We start from the raw sequence: 22,857 nt of genomic DNA on the forward strand, positions 1-22,857 counted from the left end.
AACTTTTATGAATATTATCAGTTAGTTATATGAATAGGATGAGAACAGCATTTATGCACGGATAAAATCACCAATAAAATGTTTATTTTCAATTATTTATGCTGTTTTTTCTTTGGAAAAATGCACTATGTCATGCTATAATAAAAGCAGCTTTTCATATCCGTATTTCATTTCAATTATTTTCCTTAGAAAAGATATCCAACATGATCAACAAAGTGATTTTAGTAGGCAATCTCGGTGCCGATCCAGAAAGCAGGACAATGACATCTGGTGCAGAGGTGGTGAACTTTCGTATAGCCACGTCTCAGAGCTATACAGATAAAACAACAGGTGAAAAGGTAGAGAAAACAGAATGGCACTCTATCGTGGTTTTTAATCCCCATCTTGCAAAGGTTGCACTTCAGTATCTGGGTAAAGGTTCCAAGGTTTATGTTGAAGGTCAATTACAGACGCGTAAATGGCAAGATAAAAGCGGGCAAACACACTACACAACAGAAATTATCTTACCGCAATATAAGGGTGAACTGAAAATCCTTGATAGTGTTCAAAAGGCTGAACCTGACATGGATGTTCAAAAGCAAACAACGACATGGGAGAGCGGTGATCGAGAATATTTAGAAACGACTTTGGATGACAATATCCCGTTTTAATCAGGAGGTTTTCTTATGAAGAAACGTAAGAAACGGGGAAGACCTAGAATAGAAGGTCAAATAAGAGAACCCAATGGACGTATCTCACGTGCAAAAACGCCTGATAAGTTTTCATATCAACAGACACTTGAAATGCGTGCCAAGCGTTATGGGGTGAGTATTCAAGATGCGAAAAACCCGATTATTGGCACTTATGTAGGGCGGTTATATTTATTGGAAAAAAAGATTAATCAAGATCAATACGATGCATCACAACAGTATATTCAGGTGAAAAACGATTATCGGTGTGCAAAAGGGTTTCAGAGTGCAGTTTATAGTGAGATGCCAACATCTTATGATGACAGAGGAAGGGAAAAATGGATTGAAATAGCAACAGATCACTATGAAGCTGTGCAAGAGGTTATCAGAGAAGCACAAGGGTTATATCGTCAGTATAATCTTCATGCTGCTTTGCAGTATATCGTTATTGAAGATCAACCAATGGAACATCTTGTCAGTTCTCTATACATTGCTCTGAATGCTCTTCATAAGTTTTCTAGTAAAGATTGAATTTTAGGTTCAAACAGGAAATTCCGCCATACACATATATACAATTCAAAGAATCCGACATAAAATATAAGCTCCTGCGAGGAAGGTACGACGTAAAGTAGAAACAAGAAAATTACTGCTTGTAAGAAAAATAGAACAGGGAGCAACTTGAGTCTATGTTGAATTGGAGCAAAACACATTAATAAAAATGGAGAGACAAATATCCAGAGTATTAACACAGATATTTTAGCTATTGACTCTGGTAGGAGAAGGAATGGAGGTGTGAATAGTATAACTCCTGTTAGTATGGATACTAATGCTGGATATAATAATATTCCTGTTAATATTCCTAGTAGAACTATAGGACCAAGTAATAAACCTATAATAAGATAAAAATAATCTGTTATAGTTGTTTTAGTATTTTCTTCCTCAATTGATTCCTTAGTGTTTTGTTCCTCAATAGGTTCTTGTTTCTGAATCACTGTGTTCTGTGCAGTTATATATTTATCTTTATCTTTCGCAAACGCGTAACGGATAGTTTCTATTGTTGGTAATGCTACTATTATAAGTGGTATGAATAAAAGTTTAAGTGCTACCTCAAATATACCTCCAAGAACTTCCCCTATAAAACTTAAAATAGGGGGAAGAACTGATACAATAATTGCAAGCAAGAACAAAATTATGATGATTTTTAAGATAAGAAAAAGCACATCGTCCCCTCCTGATTTTAAAGTTACGAATTCGTATAATTGATTCGATAAGAGGGAGCAATTTATACCATATTTAGATTGATTGAGATAAAAATATACCATATCGTGATTTTTTAGTTGACATAGGGGTAGAAATGGTATTTAATGGCACTGCTGTAGGAGGTTTTATTGCGTCCAAAATTACAGTGATAATATAATTTTTATTTCTTGCTATGATACGGAAAGCCCTGCGTTTGCAGGGTTTTTTGTTAGGATAATCAAGTTTAGTTGTTTTTATTTATTGACGATTTATTGACATTAATTGACCTCCTCTTGCCCCCATCGAGAGTGAGGTCTTTTTTGTTTAATCACTTTAAAGGAATAACCCATGGCATCTGGATCAGATAAGTCTGTGAAGGGGACACCGCCCAACGCAGGAGCAGGGCGTGTGAAAGGTGTTCCCAATAAGACAACGCGCATTCTTAAAGAGGCTGTGATTAAAGCAGCAGAGCAGGCTGGCAACAAATATGGCAATGAAGGTTTGATTTCTTATCTTGAACGCCAGGCTGTCAAATGCCCAGCGGCTTATTTAGCCTTGTTGGGAAAGATCTTACCTTTGCAGGTTACCGGTGAAAATGATGAAGCCATCAAGATGATTACCCGTGTTGAGATTGTTGCGCCTGTTATAAAGGACAAGGCAGCTGTTTAAGGGTGATTGAGATGGCTACAGCTCAAGTTGTGATCATCGAGAAATTAATCCCGTTGTTTCAAGGAGCTGCTGATGTGCGTGCTGCGTGGGGAGGGCGAGGATCAGGAAAGACGAGGTCCTTTGCCTTAATGGCAGCTTTAAAGGGCTATGAATATGGTATGGGTGGGATATCAGGGATTATCCTTTGTGCCCGCCAGTTTCAAAATTCGCTTGCTGAGAGTTCATTACAAGAGATTAAACGAGCGATTGAGACTTATGATTTTTTAAAGGACTATTACTGTGTTGGAGAGTCGTCCATTAAGTCGAAAGATGGACGTATATCTTTTCAGTTTTCAGGGTTAGATCGCAATATTGCGAGCATTAAGTCGATGGGGCGTATTTTGCTTTGTTGGGTTGATGAAGCTGAACCTGTGACTGAAACGGCTTGGCAAACACTGATACCGACATTGCGAGAAGAAGGAGAGGGCTGGCGTGCAGAGCTTTGGGTGACGTGGAATCCGTTACGTGAGAATGCACCTGTTGAAAGACGCTTTCGTTTTACAAAGGATCAAAATATTAAAGGGGTAGAGGTTAACTGGTCTGATAATCCTTTGTTTCCCCAAAAGTTGCAAAGAGTACGTCTTGATGATCTTCAAAACCGTCCTGAGAGTTATAACCATATTTGGGAGGGTGATTATCTTAAAGCTGTGCAAGGGGCTTATTTTCAGAAGGAAATGTTAGCAGCCGAGCAAGAGGGGCGGGTTGGACGTGTAGCACGTGATCCTTTAATGCCCATTCGTGCCTTTTGGGATATTGGGGCACGGGAGCAAAAGCTGACGCAACGGCTATCTGGATTGCACAGTTTGTAGGCAGGGAGATCAGGGTGCTTGATTATTATGAAGCGCAAGGTCAACCTTTATCTGAGCATATTGGGTGGTTGCGTTGCAATGGTTATGACAAGGCACTGATGGTGCTTCCTCATGATGGAGCGACAAGAGACCGTGTTTACAATGTGAGCTTTGAGAGTGCTTTAAATGAGGCTGGTTTTGACACACAGGTTGTACCCAATCAAGGGGCAGGGGCTGTTAAGATGCGCATTGAAGCCGTGCGTCGTATTTTGCCTTGTGTTTGGTTTCATGAAGAAACGACAGTTGCTGGCCGTAAAGCCTTAAATTGGTATCACGAAAAATGGGATGAAAAACGCGCCATTGGTTTGGGGGCTGAACATGACTGGGCAAGTCATGGAGCCGATGCCTTTGGTTTGATGTGCATTGTTTATGAAGCACCACGTACTCCATCAAAGCCAGAGCGTTATAGCGCGACAGAAAGAGAAACGGCATCATGGATGGCATTTTAGAAAACGATCTTAAAAAAACAACAAGCCTTGATGATGATGGGCTTTATAGACGTCTTAAGTCTTGGTACGGGGAAGATATTGAGCATGTCAATGAATGGCGTGAGCAAGCGCGTGAAGACTTTGACTTTTATAATGGACGTCAGTGGGCAGAAGAAGATTTAGCTGTTTTAAAAGCACAGCGGCGCCCTGTTATGACGTTTAACCGTATTGCTCCTCTGGTTAATGCCATTGTTGGAGCAGAGCGTAACAATAAACGGGAAGTACAGTTTCAACCAAGACAAGTTGGTGCAGCGATATCCAATGAATTGCTCACCGGGGCAGCAGAGTGGTTTCGTGATGAAGCTGAAGCTGAATATGCCGATTCCGATGCCTTTCAAGATATGATCATTTGCGGTATGGGGTGGACAGATACACGGCTTGATTATGAAGCAAACCCTGAAGGCAAACCCACAGTAAGGCGCTTGGATCCACTCAAGATGGTGTGGGATGTGAATGCTGTAAGGCCTAATCTGGTTGATGCACAGCGCATGTGGTATGTTGATCGCAAACCCATTGAGGATGCCAAAAGCTTGTTTCCCAATGTGGCCAGTGAAGATCTGAATGCTGATTGGGCTATCGACAACACAACCGATCTTGAAGATTATCATGTTTCCCTTGATGCTTATAGTGATGACAATAATGGAACAGATGCAGTTTCAAGGAAACGATATGTCACGCTTGTTGAGTGTCGTTGGTTTGAATATGAGCCTTATTACAAAGCAGAAGATCTTCAAACAGGTCAGATGCGTGATTATAGTGCCCAAGAGTTTAAACAGCTGCAAATGCTTGTACCGCAAATTCAAGGTGCGAGCTTTCATAAAAAGGTGGTTAAGCGTGCTTTTTTAGGGCGTCGTCTTTTAGGCAAGCCTGACAGACCATTAGCCCCTGATGGGCAGCTTGGATGGGAATGCATAACAGGCACGTTGGATAAGCTTAAAAACCAGTTTTATGGCATTGTCAGGCCGGCAAAAGACCCGCAAAGATGGTCGAATAAATATTTTAGTCAAGTGATGTATATCCTCAATAGCCAAGCTAAAGGCGGCATTATGGCTGAACGAGGTGCTTTTGATGATGAGCGCCAGGCCGTGGAGAGCTGGGCAAAGGCTGATACGATTACATGGCTTAAAAGTGGTGCTTTGGTTGGTGGAAAGATACAGTCCAAACCACGTGCAGAATTTCCCAATGGTTTCTTTCAACTGTTTAATGAGGCCCGTGAGTCACTTACACATGTGACAGGTTTATCTGCTGAGTTCATAGGAACACGGGAGGTTAATCAGGCGAATGTGTTGGAGAATACACGCCGCCAGTCAACACTCAATTTGCTTGCAGGTTTATTTGATAATTTAAAGCTGTATCGGTGCCGACAAGGAAAGATCATCCTTTATCTCATTCAAAACTATCTTTCCGATGGTCGCCTGATACGCATTTCCGGACCAGAGAAGGCTGAGTATGTGCCCTTAACACGTGAGGATGTCACCACCCTTGAGTATGACATTATTGTTGATGATTCACCAACCAGCCCGAATGAGAAAGAAAGAACATTTGCGGCCATTACTCAAATGTTGCCGTTACTCGGGAATTTCTTAACGCCAGATATGATCCCCGATCTTTTGAAACTCTCGCCATTGCCGGCAACTCTTGTGGCCAGTTTAACGGCCAAAGCGCAGCAAGCGCAAATGCAACAGCAACAACAGCAGATGATGATGCAAAACCAAGGGCCGCAATTAAGCCCCGAGCAACAAGCAAAAGTTGCAGCTATTCAACAAGAAACTCAGGCAAAAGGTGTGCTCAATCAGCTGGATGCCCAAAGCAAACAAGTAGCACTGCAGCAGAAGAATATTGAGCTTTTCTTAAAGCAAGAACAAGCGCGTATGCAGCTTGAACAGCAAAGAGCAAGAAATGCGATAACTGAGCGAGAGATGCAGATCAGAGCATTGCAAATAGAGCTTGAAAATTATCGAGCAGCAACCATCAGAGGCAAAACTTAAACTTTAACGAAAAGGAACGAGATAATGGAAGAAAAATTTACCCCTGAAGAACAAGCCCTTTATGATGAACAATTTACAAGCGATTATCCTGTTGAGAGCATGCAAGATGAGAATCTTGAGCAAGATGTTAAAACAGATGGAGAAGATGACACAGATGGACTAAATGAGGCATCTGAGCAGCCAGCAGAAGAGGTTTCTCAAGAGTCGTTAAATGATGATGGTGGCGAGAAGGAGTCTGAGCAACCTCGTTACGCTGTTGTAGAGCAAGAGCGCCAAGCACGTCAAAAAGCGGAGCAAGATGCTGCTGAGGCCCGTGAGCTTGCGCTAGAGATGGCACAAAAATATGCCGCTATCCAGCAAGAAATAACGCGCCGTCATGATGAAAATGTTCCTTCTTTGGAAAATGATCCCAAGGCGCATATCGCATGGATTGGTCAGAAGGTGCAAGAACAGCAAAGATTGCTTCATGAGTTTTCATCGATAAGAGAGCAACAAGAGCGTGTCAATCAAGAGTACTATGAGCGTCAGCAATTAGGGGATTATTTTGAAGCAGCCAAGGCACAGGTTCAAGATAAATACCCTGACTTAGATTATATCATGGATTATCTTTATGAGTATGCAGATAATTCTTTTAAAGCAGATGCCAATCTGTATCCGCAACTTAACGATCCTGCGGTAAGGCAAGAACAAATTGGTATTCAATTACGTGATATATGTAAGCAATCTCAAAGGGCAGGCATTAACCCTGTAGAGGTGCTTGTGCACAAAGCAAAAGCGTTTGGATACTCTGGTCCACAGATGAGAGATGATGTGAGTGCTCTTCAAGAACGCACAACAGCAGCACGTACATTAGCAGCGCGTGGGGGGCAAGCTCCAACAGGGGGTGTTGATATAAAAACGCTTTCTTCCATGCCAGAAGCTGAGTTTGCAGCATGGGTTGAGAAAAATCCTGGGAAATTTGAACAAATTATGAGCGGGATGTGAAAGACATGCATCTTAGCTCATCAGAGATAACCAAGTGATGGTGCTTGGTTATGCTGCACAAGTGCGGCAATTTTTTAACCAAGATGAAGAAAGGCATTTAAAAAAATGGCGACAACACAAATAACGATCAATGCCCCATTAGCGGTTAGCGCTTGGGCTAAGATGCTCAATACAGAGACCTCAAAAGCATTGTCTATTGCACCGCTTATGGGGACAAACAAAAATAGTATCATCCAAGTGAAGGATGAATCAGGAAAATCAGCGGGTGATTCAATTACCATGGGATTACGGACCCAGCTTATGGGTGATGGTGTTAGCGAAAGTCAAACGCTGGAAGGTAATGAAGAAGCGCTTCAGTTTATGAGTGATAAGATACGCATTAATGAGCTTTCTCATGCTGTACGTGTTCCAAATGAAGGGTCGATTGATCAGCAACGTGTTTTGTTTAACTTGCGTAATGAAGCAAAGGATGCACTTGTTGATTGGTATGCAGACCGTTTAAGCATGATGTTCTTTATTCAAGCTGCAGGCTATACAGCACCATGGATGAAGTTTGAAGGGCATACCGTAACGCTTAAACCAGTGCATTATGGCTTTAATGAACCTTTAGAACCAAGCAGTAAGCGTGTTATTCGCCCAAATCAGAAAAAAACGGATGAAGCACTTGCAAAAGAAGATGTGTTTAATCTCAAATTAATCGATCAAGCTGTACAGAATGCAAAACTGGCTAATCCTAAGATTAGACCGGTACGGATTAATGGAGACAGTGTCTATGTGATGTATCTTCACCCAATACAGGTGACACAATTGCGCACTAATACAGATGCTGGTCAGTGGCTTGACATTACCAAGGCAGTTTTTAATGGAAGCCGCTCTAAAAACCCAATTTTTGATGGGTCATTAGGGATGTATAATGGTGTTGTTTTACGTGAAGCTGAACATGTGCCTCATGGTGTTGATTCAAAGACAAAAGAGCCTGTTTTGTCTGTTCGGCGTGCTGTTTTGCTTGGTGCACAAAGTATCATCATGGCTTATGGGCGTAGCAATAAAAGCAATGGAGCAACACGCTATAAGTTAGTGGAAGAGATGATTGATTATGAACGTGAGTTTGGTGTAGCTGCCAAGACGATTATTGGCATGAAAAAGTCACGCTACGCTTTGCCCTATTCTAATCAGGGAGCACAAGACTTTGGCACCATTGTTATCCCATCTTTTGCTGAAGATAGCATGTAACAATCGGTGAGATAAAATAGGATTAATAATATTTAGAGAATTAATAAATTTTTATATCTTAATTTTTCTGAGCATGATATTTTTTACTAGCCAGCTTCACGATATCTATCGTATTTGGGCTTTAGGTTGAAGATTTCTGTATGTCTGTTTCTACTAGTAACCGCTTGTAATTATCTAAATGCATCAATTACAATAGCCATTGATCAGAAGAAAATAAGGAGGGGAAAGTGTTGTGTATCTTATCTTTTAAAAGAACTACTCTATTAGGTGTAGTTATGAGTGGGCTTTTTCCCGTTGGTGATGCAAATAGTAAACAGCCGGTAATTGATTATGAAAACAAACCAATGGCTGAGTTAAGACAACCCATTATGACGGAAAGGCCTCCTCTTATTCATCGTAAAAATACTGAAGTTCTTGGTCATATAGATGATTTTACTCCGGAACAGCTTAGAGAGCTTTTCTCAAAGAATAAAGGAAATAAAAATGTTCCTATTGTAAGAAATAATAAGCGACTAGTTGATAAGCGATTGCTTGACACAAACTATGATAATGCAGAAATTCTTGGTCATATAGATGATTTTACTCCGGAACAACTCCGAGAACTTTTCTCGAAAAATAAGGGAAATAAAAGTGTTCCTATCACAAACAATAATAAACCAACGACACAAGAAGATAGCCCTAAAACGAGTATTACGGAGGCTTTGGGATGGGGATCAGTTCACGGATTGACTTTAGGTTATGATGATGAAATAGCTGCAAGAGTATCATCAATTGCTGGGAAAGAAACATATGACGACGGGGTGGAGAGACGGCGTGACTATCAAAAATTGCTAGAAAAAGAGCATCCTTATGCTTATCTGGCCGGTAATTTAGCTGGTGGATTTGCAAGCTTATTAATACCATTTACAGGACCTGTGCGTATTGGACGTGGTATAGCTGCTGCTATACGTGGTGCTCCTGCTGCTATGCGTGCTGTTCCTTCTCTTCGAAACGGTCGTTCAGCAGTTACGGCAGCAAAAGCTGCAGCGAGTACTGTAAATAAGACGGCTGCAAAAACTGCAGGCGCAGCCGTAGATACTTTAAGTAAGGCAGCAGAGGCAAAAGCATTTCAATCTGCATTAGCGCAAGGTGCTACACGGGCAGAAGCAAAACTTGCAGGGGAAGCAGCAGCAAAAAAAGCAGCAGCAAAGTTTAATTTATGGCGCGCTGCAAAAATCGGTGGAATCTATGGAGCTATAGCAGGAAGTGGTGAAGGGGAAGGTTGGGGGAATACTATAGTAACTACTGGATTTGGTGGGTTATTTGGTGGTGCTGCGCCTTTTGCTCTATCAGCAGCAGCGCCTCTTGTCACAAAACCAGCTAGTGCAACGCCTTCTTTTGTTAAAAAAACGCTTCCAAAATGGGTTCGTGGAAGTCAACCAGGTGAAGTTCAAATAAGCAACAAAGCGCTTAAAGAGATAAGTCGTGCTTTAGACAGTGCAGGTATTCATGATCTTGACAAGGCTTTAAAGTGGAAAGGCCCTGATTCAATGATCATTGATTTAAGTGATCAGCTTGCTGCACGGGCCTTAAGAGAGGCAAAAAAAGACTATCCTACACATTCAATAATGAGCAATCGTTTAGGAGCTAGGCAAGCTGAAAGTACTCAACGTGTAAGGGAAAGGCTGAATGAAGCACTTGGTGAGAAAGTCAATACACTTGATTTAAAGCAAGACATTATTAACAACGCAAAAAGAGAGGCTGAACCGCTCTATGAAAAGGCATTTACTGCACCCATTGCAGAGTCTGTTATGAAAGATTTACAGCTTTTAGAGGACAGTCCTGCATTTAATGATGCACGTAAAAAAGCAATTGCGGGTTTGTTGAATGTGGGAGATGAAACAGTTATAGCAAATCGTGAAAATCCAGAAATGAGTATGCGGATTTTGCACAGAATAAAGGGCGGCATAGACAATCAGATTAAATTAGCTCTTAAAGAAGACAATCAAACACATGCCGCAGATTTGATGAATGTGAAGGAACGTCTGCTTCGTGTTTTAGATACGTCATCTCCACATTATACCCAGGCGCGCAAATTTTACCATGACGAACGCACTCTTGGCAGCGCTTTATCTCAGGGTGAAAAAGCGTTTGATAAGAATGTGACGCTTGATATGATCAAAAATCAGCTTTCAGGCTTGGAATCTAAAGAACTGGATGCTTTTAGAAAAGGTGCACGTTCACAGATAGAACATACAGCAGCTAATGTACAAAGCCCTGAGAATAGTCTTTCAAGTTTGTTTAATACGCAAAGTGGACAAGAGAAATTACGGCTGATTTATGGTGAGGATAAAGCAAACCAAATGGTGAAAGCTTTACGGCCAGAGGTTGAGAGATCAGAGTTATTTGCGCGCCTTCCAAGGAACGAGGGTGAGCTATTTACAATACACAGAGATGCCGAAAGAGACATTGCAGAACTCATAACAGCCCATGAACGTGGGGATGTTAGGTTATCGAGACAAAAATCTGTTGAGTTAATTAACAAGTTTCGTAAAGCAGAACAGAAGCGTTTAATCACACAAGAAGAACTTGTAAAGTTCATCAATTTGCTTAATGTTCTATCGACGGGCAGCTATACTAGATGGCTTAAAAATTAATGATTAATTTTCATCCTCATGTTCACAGTGCCATCTTACAGGCGGCACAAAGGTATGATTTACCCGAAAGCTTTCTTAAACGCGTGGCGATGATAGAAAGTGGTGGTGATCCCAATGCAAGAAATAAGAAGAGTAGTGCAGGTGGGCTTTATCAATTTTTAGATTCCACAGCACGCCAATATAAGCTGGATAATAAGTTTGATCCCCTTCAATCGATTGATGCAATGGCGCGGTTAACCAAAGACAATATCCGTTATTTGCAAACAGCTTTGGGAAGAGCACCTTCAGAAGCTGAACTTTATTTAGCACACCAACAAGGGCCAGCGGGGGCTGCAAGACTTATTAAGAACCCAGATGCACCAGCAAGCCAGCTGTTAAGCTCACAAGCAATAGCGCTTAATGGTGGGCGCCCTGGTGCAACAGCAGGTGATTTTATGAATCATGTTTATCAGCAGTACAATAGAACAGCACAGCCTGAGCAAGGTTATAGGCAAGCAGTTCCAAATGAGGCGGTTCCACCACGTGGCATGCAAAGGCTTCAAAATGTAATGCAGGGTGATCAATTGGTGGCACAGAATGCTCCATTGCAGGAGCAGGGTGGTCATGGTGATTTTCTAAAAAAAGGCATGGCGGATTTAACGCAGTTAATCAAAGAGAATGCGCAAAATTATGATCAACAGATACAGATGGCACAAAATCAAATGATGCAGCAGCCTGTGTTTTCACAAGGCGGGGCACGTCCTGCGGATTTAACGCCTTTGATTAGTCCTCGCCGCCAGCCATCTTCTTTCAATGGTCGACAAAGAGGAGATCAATTACGCAAAGAGTTCTTAACAAGGGCAGGAGTTTATAATGTCTGATATTTATGATTGGTCATTGACAGCGGATACAAACGCACACTCAGATGATAGTATTAATTGGGCACAAGGACAGCCGCCTAGTTCTGTTAATAATAGTGCACGTGCTATGATGCAGCGTATACGAGAATATCTTGCAGATAATGGTGGGACAATTGAAGCAAAGTTTATTGTCAACAGTCAAGAAAAGACGACATCAATTACACTCAATACAGTTTCTCCCATCACGGAATATAAGAATGATATTTTTATACGTTTTAGGGCCAGTGATACAAATGTTGGTGCAACGACAATAACCGTCAATAGTTTGAGTGAGAAGTCTATTTATAAAATGACTGATATAGGTGTTATATCATTAGAAGGTGGTGAGCTACAAAAGGATGGCATTTATGAGCTGATCTATAGTAACAGCACATTAACAAGAAGTCTTGATGGTTGGTATTTATTAAACCCAACACCCAAAACACCTCCTCAGGTAGAAATCTTTCCTCCTGGGTTTATTGCGACATTTGCGATGCAAACGGCGCCAGATGGTTGGCTTATATGTGATGGTGCAAGTTATGAGCGTGTAAAATATCCTCGTTTATTCAAAGCAATAGGTGAGCATTGGGGGACAGATAGTGATACTACTTTTAAGGTACCCGATTTTAGGGGGATGTTTTTACGTGGTTTTGATGATGGGCGCGGTATAGATAAAGATAGAAAGTTTGCTGAAAAGCAGCAAGATAGCTTTAAAGCACATACACATAGTTGCACCATTCAAACAGCAGGGGCGCATGTGCACAAGTATCAGTACGAGTTGTTGGCCAATGGCGGTGCTATTGGTAAAAGAAATCCTGCGTATACTTGGAAAAATCTGTCAGGGGGAACAAGCTCAGCAGGTGCCCATACGCATAGTGCAACAATTTCTTCAACAGGTGCAGCAGAAACACGCCCTGTTAATACAACGGTTGTTTACGCCATAAAATCATAAGGTTTTTTACAGATGATCAATAGTCCCTCGGCAATTGATGAGATTGCCGACACAGGGCAGATTCGTGTTCTTTTTTATGCAAGTCATAGATTAGTTCATGCGCCTTTAAATAAGATCCTTGATAAGGTCAAAGACGATATTCAACATGATCTTTCAAGCGCTTTTACAGCTTATCAAAAAGAAACAGATCAACGCATTGAAGCTTTGCAAAAAGCCATTGATGAATTGCGTTTACAACTTGTCAATCTAACACATCCTGAAGATACAAATTAAGGAATTTAAAGCAATGCCCATTCCCTATCACACACATAAGTTTGAAATTGAGTCAGCAACAAATGAAGAAGTCAAAGAAGGTATTTTAGATAATAAGGTTGTTGCGCCCTCTTCATTGGGGAGTGCAGCCGCTTATTCTATGAGTGATTTTGCGACTGCTGCTCAAGGGAAGAAAGCTGATGAAGCCGTTGCAAAAAGAGATGTTGGAGCACTGGCTTACAAAGATACAGTTACAGTTAATGATATCAACACCAGTGGGGATCCTAGTGAGAATACAGTTCTATCGGGTACTGGTTGGGTAAAACTATCGCCTTTAGGAATTGGCGATATGAGTGCTGCTATTTATGATCCTACTCATGTGAGGTCAGATGCTTTCTCTATGGAGAATATGGTTGAAGGCGATACAAAGAAGATTTTAACTGCAGAGGAAAGAAAAAAGCTGCAGTGGTTAAGTTCTGAATGCCCGACGATAGAAAAATGGAAGAAGGCAGATGAGGATATCAATTATCCTATATCGCCTGTCGATCTTAAAGATACTATTACTCATTTTGCATTATCAAAATCTCTTGCGATGTCAAAATCAGTTTATGATCCAGATAAAATAGCAAAAGATGTTTTTGCTATGGATCATATGAAAGAGGGGGAGAAACACCTTATCCTAACGCCTCAAGAACGTATCCAGATTACAAAGATTGATCAAATTGAAGAAACTGCACAACAAGCACAAACAACGGCTCAATGCGGGGTCAATCTAGCCGGTGAGACTAAGGAGATTGCAGAGAATGCTTTAAGCATAGCTAAAGATGCACAAAGCACTGCAGTGGCTGCGCAAGAAACTGCCGATAAAGCACAAAAAGCAGTTGATCTTATTCATCCTCTTGAAAAGCAAGACTGGATTAATGGCATTAAAACAGAAAATGCATTGATATCCCCGGCTCACCTTGTTGCTTCTATCAAAGCAAATGCTGGAAGTGGTAATGGTGGCAGCAGTAATAGTGTGGGTGTGGGCATTAGCAAACCTGTTGAGATTTTCATGACGGAAAGTGGAGAGATTGCATGGCCAGAAGGGACCACTGAAGATACCGAGCTTGAAATATGGGCTTGGGGTGGTGGTAATGCTGGTGATAATAGTGCTCGTTGTGGTGGTAATGGTGGGTGTTGTGTTTATGTGAGAACAAAGAAAAAGTTTCTTGGCGACAGTAAAGTAACTATCGGCAAGGGTGGGGGGACAGCTGAGAATAGCAGTTTTGCTGGAAAAAACACAAAAGTTGGTCAATTTATTACAGCTTCTGGTGGTTCTTTCGGATACGATCCTAGTGGTATTCATGGTGCCAAGGGCGATAATGGAGCTGATGCAGAGGATCAAAATGGTATTGGGGGTGATGGCAAGAATGGTGAAGTTGGTAGGATAGGTGGATTTGGTGGTAATGGGGGTGAAGGGGGCAAAGGCGGTAAAAATGGCACTGGAGGGCAAGGGGGCAGAGGGGGCAGAGGGGGCGATAATTTTTTAAAAAGTGCCGGTAATGGAGGTAGAGGCGGTGAAGGTGGGCGTGGCGAGAATGGTGGTAAAGGCGGCGGAGGTGGCGATGGTGGAAACAGTATATATAACTGTGGCGGTGTTGGAGGTTGGGGTGGTCATGGGGGCTGGGTCAGTAGCAGCAAAAGTGGTTTAGGTGGTGAAGGCGGTTGGGGTGGTAAAGGAGGCAATAGTATGTGGGGTGGTGGCGGAGGAGGTAGTGTTGGAGGTAAAGGTGGTGATTGTGACCAAGGAATTGGTGGCAAAGGCGGCATGGGCGGTAATGGTGGAGACAGTGTTTATGGTGGTGCAGGAGGAGGGGCAGGGGGTGGTTTAGGCGGTAAAGGCAAACAAAAGGGTGATAATGGTGTTAGAGGACGTGGGGGGCATAGCATGTGGGGTGGTCATGGGGGACGGGGGAGTGTTGGCATAGATAAGAGTTATTATGGTGGCGGTGGTGGATATTTTCCCGGAGAAGATGCGACATCTTTATCTAGCGGTGCGGGGGGAGACGGCGCTGTATTAATTAAAGTGTATTTATAGAAATGGGATGAAACGATGGCACGAAGAATAAGTAAAGACTGTTTAAACTATTTAAAAAAATGGGAAGGTTTGCGACTAAACGCTTATCAAGATGCGTCTGGTGTTTGGACCATTGGTTATGGCCATACGGGAAAAGCTGGTAAACCAGATGTTGTTGAGGGTATGGTGATTACCAAGCAAAAAGCTGAAACCATGCTGTTAACTGATTTGCAGAAATATGAAGCAGCAGTAGAAAAATCAGTTTGCGTTGATTTAAGTGATGAGCAGTTTGGGGCTCTTGTTTCATTTTGTTATAATGTTGGTGTGAATGCTTTTCAACGCTCTACCTTGCTTAAAAAGCTTAATAAAGGGGATTATGAAGCTGTACCGGCTGAATTACAAAAATGGACAATGGCTGATGGCAAACGTTTGAAAGGGTTAGTCCACAGGCGTGCTGCTGAAGCGGGGTTATGGGCAACGAGTGCTTATGTTTCTTCTAATTATCAAGCAGTAGAAGCAAAAGAATCAACAAGTGCTTTTAAAGTAGAAATGTTAGCTCCCATCATCGGGTCTTTTTCTGGGCTTGGAGGGTTGCTTGCTGGTAATGGTCCGGTTCAGTGGGCTTTTGCTGCAATTATGGTTTTAGCAGCTTGTGTAGGCGTTGCTTTTGTTGCTCAACGTTTTTGGGAGCAACGGTTATGATTTGGTGGGGAAAGAAATACTTACTGATGGTGGCGGCGGCTTTTGCCGCTTTTTTTGTAACTTTAGCTAAGATTTTTCGGTTTGGAAAGAAAGTTGAGCAACGCAAACGGACTGAGAAAACTTTAAAAATAGCTATAACACGGTTTGAAGTAGAAGATGAAGTTAACAAGAAAAGTGATGTGGATATACGCTCTGATCTTTCTGAATGGGTGCGCAAGAAATGAATATGTTTCTTGCATAGGATGGATGCCTATTTATTTGGGTAGGCAAGACTACGATGGCATCAGTTCAGGCTTAGCACGAGACATTTTAAAGCATAATGAGAACGGAAAACGTTCTTGTGGATGGAAACCTATTAACAAGAAATCAGGATGATTTTGGTATTGGACTTCTTTTTATAAACAGGATCTAGTTATAAACGTAGCTCAGAATGAGAACCAAGTCGCAGAAGTTCTAATATTTCAGTATTTGGTTTTCTATAGATTAAGACTAAATCTGGTTTGATATGACAATCACGACAATTGCGCCATTGACCTGTTAATGCATGATCTCTCCAGTGTACTTTTAGCGGTTTATTTTCTGCTAATGCTTTAATTACAAGCAACAAGTCTACTTCTAGTGTATTAGCGTACCTACCTTTACTTTCGCGTTTAAGGTCTCTCCGGAACGACCGTGTATAAACAATTTCCCGCATACCTAATTAAGATTGCTTTGCAGATTTATACACTTCAGCTTTATCACTGCGGATCATATCTCGTAAACCATTTAATGATGTACGCTCAACACGACCTGTTTCAGCATCTTCAATAGCTTGTAATGTCTCTAGGTTGGGCTGAAATAAATCAAGCGGTAACGCTTTATTCCTAGCAACGCCGGTCATAAACATGCGCACTGCATCAGATACAGTAAGACCTGTGGACTTTATGACAGCACTTGCAATTTCTTGAATCTCATCAGGAATACGAGCTTGAATTTTTCCCATTATTAGACCTTCCATTCATTCTGTACTGCAATGTAGTACAAATTCAGTCTATGTCAAGAAAATCCTATTCCCTAACCCTTATTATTTTATCCCTAACCTTAAATAAATATCAATAAAATCAATGGGTTATACGCTATAAAAAAGAGGCTGGTGCCCAGACGCGGATTCGAACCACGGACACGCGGATTTTCAGTCCGCTGCTCTACCAACTGAGCTATCTGGGCACGTTTCAATAAATATATGAAACGTGTGCGGTTATAACATTAAAATTCTCTCTGTCTAGCCGTCAAAATAAAAATAATCAATTTTTATAAGTTTATCTTTATATTTCAGATATTATGATTATTCTTTTGTAAAATTAATTTGATAAGTATTTTGTGGTAAATTAGGTGTGTTGTGGTCAGAATACTATCTTCTTTTGATGCAAATAAAGAACAATTTCCTTTAAAAGTTTAATTAGAAGCGCTCTTGATTAAAGTGTGTTATTCATAATGGCTTTTTTTATGTTTAATTTTATACAAAAAAATGGAAAATATTTTTTATGCTCGCATAATTGAGCTATAAGAGTAACCTTTCAGTAAGTAAGCAGTGATTTTCTTCAACGAAAAATGAGCTTTTTGTCGGAATGGAATAATGATATTGTTGAAGGAGCCGTGTTCTCGCCCAAATAATCCTCATTTTTCTTCAGGTCCTTGTAGTAAGCGGCCTGGGTGGAGTGTTGAGGTTCTTGAAAATGCATTGCTTGGGCGTTCGCATCGCGCCCAAATGAGCAAATTAAAACTTTCTGAAGTTATTAGCTTAATCCGTGATATCCTTAATGTTCCTTCTGATTATCGTATTGGTATTGTTCCTGCCTCGGATACAGGTGCTGTTGAGATGGCTCTGTGGTCTTTATTAGGGGAACGGGGTGTTGATATGGTGGCTTGGGAAAGCTTTGGTTCAGGTTGGATTACCGATGTTGTTGAGCAATTAAAACTTTCTGATGTGCGTCGGTTGGAAGCACCTTATGGTGAATTGCCAGACTTAACACAAATTGATTTTGATCGTGATGTTGTATTCACGTGGAATGGGACAACTTCAGGTGTGCGCGTTCCTAATGCACATTTTATTCCAAAGAAGCGTGAAGGATTAACAATTTGTGATGCAACATCAGCAGTTTTTGCACAAAATCTTGATTTTTCAAGATTAGATGTTGTTACTTTTTCGTGGCAAAAAGTTTTAGGTGGTGAAGCAGCTCATGGTATGTTGATTTTAAGTCCTCGTGCTGTGAGGCGGCTTGAGCATTATAGTCCAGCTTGGCCTTTGCCTAAAATTTTCCGTATGACAAAAGATGGAAAATTAAACGAAGGTATCTTTAATGGTGAGACGATTAATACACCTTCTTTGTTGTGTGTTGAAGATTATCTTGATGCATTAAGGTGGGCAAAATCTCTAGGTGGCTTGCAGGCATTAATAAGGCGAGCTGATGAAAACTTTGCCGTTCTTGATAGTTTTGTCCGCAGAACACTTTGGTTAGAACATTTAGCAAAAGTTCCTCAGACACGTTCTAATACATCTGTTTGTTTAACAATTGTGGATCCAATTATTGCTAATTTGGATATTAAAGAGCAGAGGTCTTTTGTAGAAGCGATTGTAACCCGTCTTGAGGAGGCTGGTGTTGCTTATGATATTGGTGCTTATCGGGATGCACCTCCAGGATTTCGGATTTGGACTGGTGCAACAATTGAAGCTTCTGATCTTAAGTTATTAACAAATTGGCTTGAATGGGCATTTCAAGTTGAAAAAGCTCATCTCTTTAATAACTTTTAATGTTTTCATAATGCTGTTTTTTAAGCAAATAAAATGAAAAAACTTATGTGATATTTTGTGTGTTTATATCAGCTAAATTATACAAACTATTGTTTGGGTTTTAAAGATCGGGATGTACAAATTAGTTATTCGCCATATGTTGGAAAAGACAAGAAAAAATGAGCTAAATTGGTACTTATGGTGTGATTTATCTTGATTATCGAAGAATTTGTGGCTTAATAATATAAAATCGGCAAAAAGTTGAAATGAAAAGTCGCACTTTTTATAGGATCTCTCTATAAAAAGCCTCTTGTTTTGGGGTGCTGGCGTTATTTCACCAAACACGACGGAGAAAATTATGGCCAATGTAGTAGTGGTCGGCACACAATGGGGCGATGAGGGCAAAGGTAAAATTGTAGATTGGTTGTCAGAACGTGCAGATATTGTTGTCCGATATCAAGGGGGGCATAATGCAGGTCATACATTGGTTATTGACGGGGTGAGTTATAAATTATCGCTTTTACCGTCAGGTTTGATTCGTGGAAAGTTGTCAATTATTGGTAATGGTGTTGTGGTTGATCCCCATCATTTTGTTGCGGAATTAAACAAGTTGTATTCTCAGGGTGTAAAGATTACACCAGAAATTTTGCGTATTGCTGAAAATGCTCCTTTAATTCTTTCTGTACACCGTGATCTTGATACAGTGAGAGAAAATAATATTTCAAGTTTGCCAATTGGTACAACAAAGCGTGGTATCGGTCCTGCTTATGAAGATAAAGTAGGTCGTCGATCTATCCGTGTGATGGATTTGGCTGAAGCTGATACACTTATGGCTAAGATCGAGCGGCTTTTGGAACATCATAATGTTTTACGTCGTGGTATGGGAATTGCAGAAATTAATTCACAAACTCTATATGATGAATTAATGCAGGTGGCAGATAAAATTATACCCTTTATGGATTGTACATGGCGTCTTTTGAATGAAAGCTGTCAAATGGGAAAGCGCATTCTTTTTGAAGGTGCGCAAGGTGCGTTGTTAGATAATGATTTTGGGACTTATCCTTATGTGACATCGTCTAATACAGTTTCTGGGCAAGCTGCTGTAGGGTCAGGTATGGGGCCCGGTTCAATCCATTATGTTTTAGGTATTACAAAGGCTTATACAACACGTGTGGGGGAGGGGCCATTTCCAACAGAGCAGATAAATGATGTTGGTGAATTTCTTGGGACACATGGGAATGAGTTTGGTGTTGTGACTGGTCGAAAACGTCGATGCGGTTGGTTTGATGCTGTTTTAGTACGTCAAACGGTAGGTATTTGCGGCATTCATGGTATTGCATTGACAAAACTTGATGTTCTGGATGGTTTAGAAGAAATTAAAGTTTGTGTGGGTTATGAACTTGATGGTAAAAGAATTAATTATTTACCATCTTCTATGGAGGCGCAAGCCCATGTGAAGCCAATTTATGAAACATTAAAGGGTTGGAAAGAAACGACAGCGTGCGCAAAGAGTTGGGCAGAATTACCGGTGCAGGCTATAGAATATATACGCTATATTGAGGAATTGATAGGTGTACCAGTAGCTTTATTGTCAACTGGCCCTGAGCGTAAAAATACAATTATGATTACTGATCCTTTCGCGAATTAGTCGTTGTTTATAAATTTCAATATTGGCTTTAATCTTATATCTTCTTTATTTTTTAGTGAGAATAAAGATTCATATATGTGAAAAGGGATGTAAATTAATATTGTTTATTTTTTATGCGTTTTAAAACTGCTACAGTATTTTGTGCCAATAAATTATAATCAATTTATAAGATTCAAGAAGAGAGACTGCAAACGGTTTAAGCTTTTGTGAACTAAATTTTTCTTAAATTTGAGAAAGACTATATAAAATATGGTAGATTTCATTGGGATTTTAAAAAAGAAAATTGATGCACAAAATAATATTACACCACAGTTGCGTGAGCGGATTTATAAACAAGCTTTTGAAATACTAGAGCATAAATTTTTAGAAATAAAAATGCCCAAAAAAGTGGCAGATGCACAAAGACAGGCTTTACAAAGTGCTATTGTGGCTATTGAAGAGGAATATTTAACTGCTGAAAAAGAGTTGCTTTCTTCGGTTATGGGGTGGGATCTTACAGGTAAAGATAACAATAACGAAAATGTACAAAAGTCTATACTATCACAAAGTGGTGATACAGCAGCTGTAGTTACAGAAGAAAAAAGCAACAACCACCTGTTAGTCGTAGAAAGAGTAAAAAAACACCTGATAACCTTTCTATAGAATCGAAAATGTCAAATACAGAGCCTACCGATATGAATACTTCTTTGGCTCCTTGTTCGAGTAAAGTGCATTCGAATATTAAAAAAAATACTCGTAAAAATGTAGCTTTACAAACAGATACTTCTCATGTTGTTTCACATATTTTTGCTCAGGCTCTTCGGCGTGCTAATCGGTCAATTGTAAAAAAGCGTATCTTAATAGGTATCGTTATCTTTATTGTTTTTTTAATTCTATTGATCGGCGCTTTTTTTGTTGGTGAATATATGTTCACATCATACAATAATCAGATACAAGAGGTAAATATTCAAGCTTCTAATGGATTACAAAAAGAGGGCCAAGCTAATCAAAAGTTGACGCAACGCTTATTGGAAGATGGAAGTGAAGTTGACGCTGGTTCAATTGAGAGAACAGATAAAAAAACAGAGTTTCTGAGTGAGGAAGAGACATCAACAGTTGTTACTGGCAATTCGAAAACAATTGAACATCCAGGTGAAGCTATATTCTATAAGACACATGCAGATCATGATTCAGAAAAAGTGGTAATGGGTAATGTTTGGTGGTCACTTATAAAAGAAGCTTCTGTTAAAAATGCACCAGAAGAATTAGCTATACGAGGTGATATAAACATTCCAAGTGAGGGGTTATTATTACAGTTAACTTTACGCCGTAATGTTGATCCGTCTTTCCCTACAGCTTATATTATGGATCTTGTTTTTATGACTACTGATAAATTTTCAGGTCAAGCAATACATGATATTAAAGAGTTAACCTTTAAGGCCAGTAAACAATCAGTCGGTCAACCCTTAGAAAGAGCTTCTATAGCTAAGATTGATGATGATTTTTTTCTTTTTGCATTAAGTAACAATCATCCATTTCTTGACCAAAACTTACAAATAATTCGCGAATTAGATTGGATTCATTTGGTGATAAGTGACAAAAACGGCCATATGAGTGAATTAACTTTTGCAAAAGGGCCAACAGGCAAGGCTATTTTTAATGAAGTTATTGAACAATGGCTTGCACAAACAGCGAAACAAACAATTTTTGATTAGGAAATATGTATTAAAATGAAAAAAGAGCTCACCCCCTATAAACCAACCTTTTTAATAGGTTGGTTTAAGATGGGTTGGGGTATCTCTCTGCTTTAATTCCGATTCACTTCACAAATGCGCAAAGAGCGCTGTTGTTGTGCTTTTTTCTGGGATAGAATAGCTGCTTTAATAGAATTGCGCACTTTTTCAAATGCACGCATTTCGATTTGTCTTACACGCTCTCGACTGATGTTGAATGTATTTGAGAGTTCTTCAAGTGTCAGCGATTCATCACTTAACCGACGTGCTTTAAATATATGCTTTTCACGCTCATTAAGGTTATCTATAGCGTGTATTAACATAGAGCGGCGGTTTTCTAATTCATCTTGTTCAATCAAAATTTGCTCTTGGCTATTTGAATCATCAACTAACCAATCTTGCCATTCGGTCTTTTCACCTTCTTTTGTACGAAGAGGCGCGTTGAGTGAAGTATCGCCGCTAAGCCGATGGTTCATGGATACGACTTCATCTTCCGTGACATTTAATCGGGTTGCGATCTCTTTGACTTGTTCTGCATTGAGATCACCGTTATCAAGAGCTTGAAGTTTATTTTTTAGTTTACGAAGATTGAAGAACAAACGCTTTTGATTAGCAGTTGTTCCCATTTTTACTAAACTCCAAGAACGTAAAACATATTCTTGGATTGATGCTTTAATCCACCACATCGCATAAGTTGCAAGACGGAATCCACGTTCTGGTTCAAAACGCTTAACAGCTTGCATAAGTCCAATATTACCTTCTGAAATAACCTCTCCAATAGGTAAGCCATAACCTCGATATCCTATTGCAATTTTAGCTACGAGACGTAAATGACTCGTTACTAGTTTATGCGCAGCTTTTGGATCGTCATGTTCACGATACCGTTTAGCTAGCATATACTCTTCTTTTGGCTTAAGCATTGGAAAACGACGTATTTCTTCTAAGTAACGATTTAAGCCTCCATCACCTGCTATAATTGATGGTAAATTTACATGGGCCATATAGCACCCTCCTTTCATATGAATTCCCTAATAAGGCGAATTCTATTTCCAAGTACTATATAAGTATTTCTTTCTTTTTTCCATCACTATA

22 protein-coding genes, 1 tRNA gene and 1 pseudogene are annotated in these 22,857 nt (G+C 40.2%); 19 read left to right on the forward strand and 5 right to left on the reverse strand.

Translation table 11 applies throughout. From position 1 onward, the window contains the following. The first annotated feature begins 203 nt into the window (after positions 1–203). Both ssb and BscR1v2_RS01100 read left to right on the forward strand, forming a co-directional pair. The gene (gene ssb, locus BscR1v2_RS01095) at positions 204–650 is read left to right on the forward strand and encodes a single-stranded DNA-binding protein (protein WP_078690286.1); all 447 of its coding nucleotides are present in this window, start codon (positions 204–206) and stop codon (positions 648–650) included. A 15-nt stretch (positions 651–665) separates the two neighbouring features. After that, the gene (locus tag BscR1v2_RS01100; protein WP_078689421.1) at positions 666–1,199 is read left to right on the forward strand and encodes a hypothetical protein; all 534 of its coding nucleotides are present in this window, start codon (positions 666–668) and stop codon (positions 1,197–1,199) included. Here BscR1v2_RS01100 and BscR1v2_RS01105 read toward each other — a convergent pair. After that, positions 1,175–1,888, reverse strand: a complete 714-nt coding sequence (locus BscR1v2_RS01105) for a hypothetical protein (protein WP_153301967.1) — start codon at positions 1,886–1,888, stop codon at positions 1,175–1,177. The genes BscR1v2_RS01100 and BscR1v2_RS01105 overlap by 25 nt on opposite strands. Positions 1,889–2,255: 367 nt before the next feature. On the opposite strand from BscR1v2_RS01105, the gene BscR1v2_RS01110 reads away from it, so the two are divergent. From BscR1v2_RS01110 to BscR1v2_RS08475, 13 genes and pseudogenes are all read left to right on the forward strand, one after another. Continuing rightward, positions 2,256–2,576, forward strand: a complete 321-nt coding sequence (locus BscR1v2_RS01110) for a hypothetical protein (protein ID WP_010704015.1) — start codon at positions 2,256–2,258, stop codon at positions 2,574–2,576. An 11-nt stretch (positions 2,577–2,587) separates the two neighbouring features. Then, positions 2,588–3,912: pseudogene (locus BscR1v2_RS01115) on the forward strand (PBSX family phage terminase large subunit). Next, a complete protein-coding gene (locus tag BscR1v2_RS01120; RefSeq protein WP_078689423.1) occupies positions 3,897–5,939 on the forward strand; it encodes a portal protein in 2,043 nt (680 codons plus the stop codon). The pseudogene BscR1v2_RS01115 and the gene BscR1v2_RS01120 overlap by 16 nt, the downstream one beginning before the upstream one ends. Before the next feature lie 24 nt (positions 5,940–5,963). Beyond that, positions 5,964–6,923, forward strand: coding sequence for a hypothetical protein (locus BscR1v2_RS01125; protein WP_078689424.1), 960 nt, complete (start codon positions 5,964–5,966; stop codon positions 6,921–6,923). A gap of 105 nt (positions 6,924–7,028) precedes the next feature. Beyond that, positions 7,029–8,156 carry a N4-gp56 family major capsid protein gene (locus BscR1v2_RS01130; RefSeq protein ID WP_078689425.1) on the forward strand — a complete coding sequence of 376 codons (1,128 nt, stop codon included), beginning with the start codon at positions 7,029–7,031 and terminating at the stop codon, positions 8,154–8,156. Between the two features lie 275 nt (positions 8,157–8,431). Further along, positions 8,432–10,792 carry a hypothetical protein gene (locus BscR1v2_RS01135; protein WP_236829008.1) on the forward strand — a complete coding sequence of 787 codons (2,361 nt, stop codon included), beginning with the start codon at positions 8,432–8,434 and terminating at the stop codon, positions 10,790–10,792. Further along, positions 10,792–11,652: a transglycosylase SLT domain-containing protein gene (locus BscR1v2_RS01140; protein WP_078689426.1), complete on the forward strand. Its 861-nt coding sequence runs from the start codon at positions 10,792–10,794 to the stop codon at positions 11,650–11,652. Before BscR1v2_RS01135 ends, BscR1v2_RS01140 begins: the two co-directional genes overlap by 1 nt. After that, positions 11,645–12,622, forward strand: a complete 978-nt coding sequence (locus BscR1v2_RS01145; RefSeq protein ID WP_078689427.1) for a phage tail protein — start codon at positions 11,645–11,647, stop codon at positions 12,620–12,622. Before BscR1v2_RS01140 ends, BscR1v2_RS01145 begins: the two co-directional genes overlap by 8 nt. 12 nt (positions 12,623–12,634) lie before the next feature. Further along, positions 12,635–12,895 carry a hypothetical protein gene (locus tag BscR1v2_RS01150; RefSeq protein ID WP_078689428.1) on the forward strand — a complete coding sequence of 87 codons (261 nt, stop codon included), beginning with the start codon at positions 12,635–12,637 and terminating at the stop codon, positions 12,893–12,895. A gap of 13 nt (positions 12,896–12,908) precedes the next feature. Then, on the forward strand, positions 12,909–14,954 hold the full coding sequence (locus BscR1v2_RS01155; RefSeq protein ID WP_078689429.1) for a hypothetical protein: 2,046 nt from the start codon (positions 12,909–12,911) through the stop codon (positions 14,952–14,954). Positions 14,955–14,969: 15 nt separating this feature from the next. Further along, complete coding sequence (locus BscR1v2_RS01160; RefSeq protein ID WP_078689430.1) at positions 14,970–15,635, forward strand: lysozyme; 666 nt, start codon at positions 14,970–14,972, stop codon at positions 15,633–15,635. Continuing rightward, positions 15,632–15,859: a hypothetical protein gene (locus tag BscR1v2_RS01165; protein ID WP_078689431.1), complete on the forward strand. Its 228-nt coding sequence runs from the start codon at positions 15,632–15,634 to the stop codon at positions 15,857–15,859. The genes BscR1v2_RS01160 and BscR1v2_RS01165 overlap by 4 nt, the downstream gene beginning before the upstream one ends. Positions 15,860–15,881: 22 nt before the next feature. Then, the gene (locus BscR1v2_RS08475) at positions 15,882–16,010 is read left to right on the forward strand and encodes a hypothetical protein (protein ID WP_335617878.1); all 129 of its coding nucleotides are present in this window, start codon (positions 15,882–15,884) and stop codon (positions 16,008–16,010) included. A gap of 37 nt (positions 16,011–16,047) precedes the next feature. On the opposite strand, the gene BscR1v2_RS01175 is transcribed toward BscR1v2_RS08475, so the two are convergent. The 3 genes from BscR1v2_RS01175 to BscR1v2_RS01185 all read right to left on the reverse strand — a co-directional run bounded on the left by BscR1v2_RS01175 (position 16,048) and on the right by BscR1v2_RS01185 (position 16,841). Next, entirely contained in the window at positions 16,048–16,329 is a 282-nt protein-coding gene (locus BscR1v2_RS01175; protein WP_010704003.1) for a type II toxin-antitoxin system YafQ family toxin, read from the reverse strand. A 6-nt stretch (positions 16,330–16,335) separates the two neighbouring features. After that, complete coding sequence (locus tag BscR1v2_RS01180) at positions 16,336–16,617, reverse strand: type II toxin-antitoxin system RelB/DinJ family antitoxin (protein WP_078689433.1); 282 nt, start codon at positions 16,615–16,617, stop codon at positions 16,336–16,338. 148 nt (positions 16,618–16,765) lie between these two features. Further along, positions 16,766–16,841: transfer RNA gene (locus BscR1v2_RS01185), tRNA-Phe, on the reverse strand. A 409-nt stretch (positions 16,842–17,250) separates the two neighbouring features. Between BscR1v2_RS01185 and BscR1v2_RS01190 the strand changes: the two genes are divergently transcribed. The 4 genes from BscR1v2_RS01190 (at position 17,251) to BscR1v2_RS01200 (ending at position 21,747) form a co-directional block, all read left to right on the forward strand. Then, positions 17,251–18,426 (forward strand): phosphoserine transaminase, encoded by a 1,176-nt coding sequence (locus BscR1v2_RS01190; protein WP_078689434.1) that lies wholly within the window; start codon positions 17,251–17,253, stop codon positions 18,424–18,426. 337 nt (positions 18,427–18,763) lie between these two features. Continuing rightward, on the forward strand, positions 18,764–20,053 hold the full coding sequence (locus tag BscR1v2_RS01195; protein WP_078690288.1) for an adenylosuccinate synthase: 1,290 nt from the start codon (positions 18,764–18,766) through the stop codon (positions 20,051–20,053). Between the two features lie 249 nt (positions 20,054–20,302). Continuing rightward, entirely contained in the window at positions 20,303–20,695 is a 393-nt protein-coding gene (locus BscR1v2_RS08480) for a hypothetical protein (RefSeq protein ID WP_335617879.1), read from the forward strand. A gap of 8 nt (positions 20,696–20,703) precedes the next feature. After that, the gene (locus tag BscR1v2_RS01200; protein WP_335617880.1) at positions 20,704–21,747 is read left to right on the forward strand and encodes a hypothetical protein; all 1,044 of its coding nucleotides are present in this window, start codon (positions 20,704–20,706) and stop codon (positions 21,745–21,747) included. A gap of 92 nt (positions 21,748–21,839) precedes the next feature. On the opposite strand, the gene rpoH is transcribed toward BscR1v2_RS01200, so the two are convergent. Next, positions 21,840–22,766, reverse strand: a complete 927-nt coding sequence (gene rpoH, locus BscR1v2_RS01205; RefSeq protein ID WP_078689435.1) for an RNA polymerase sigma factor RpoH — start codon at positions 22,764–22,766, stop codon at positions 21,840–21,842. Between the last annotated feature and the right edge of the window lie 91 nt (positions 22,767–22,857).

Origin of the sequence: Bartonella schoenbuchensis R1, assembly GCF_002022685.1 — a bacterium.
In the GTDB taxonomy this organism is placed as follows: domain Bacteria; phylum Pseudomonadota; class Alphaproteobacteria; order Rhizobiales; family Rhizobiaceae; genus Bartonella; species Bartonella schoenbuchensis.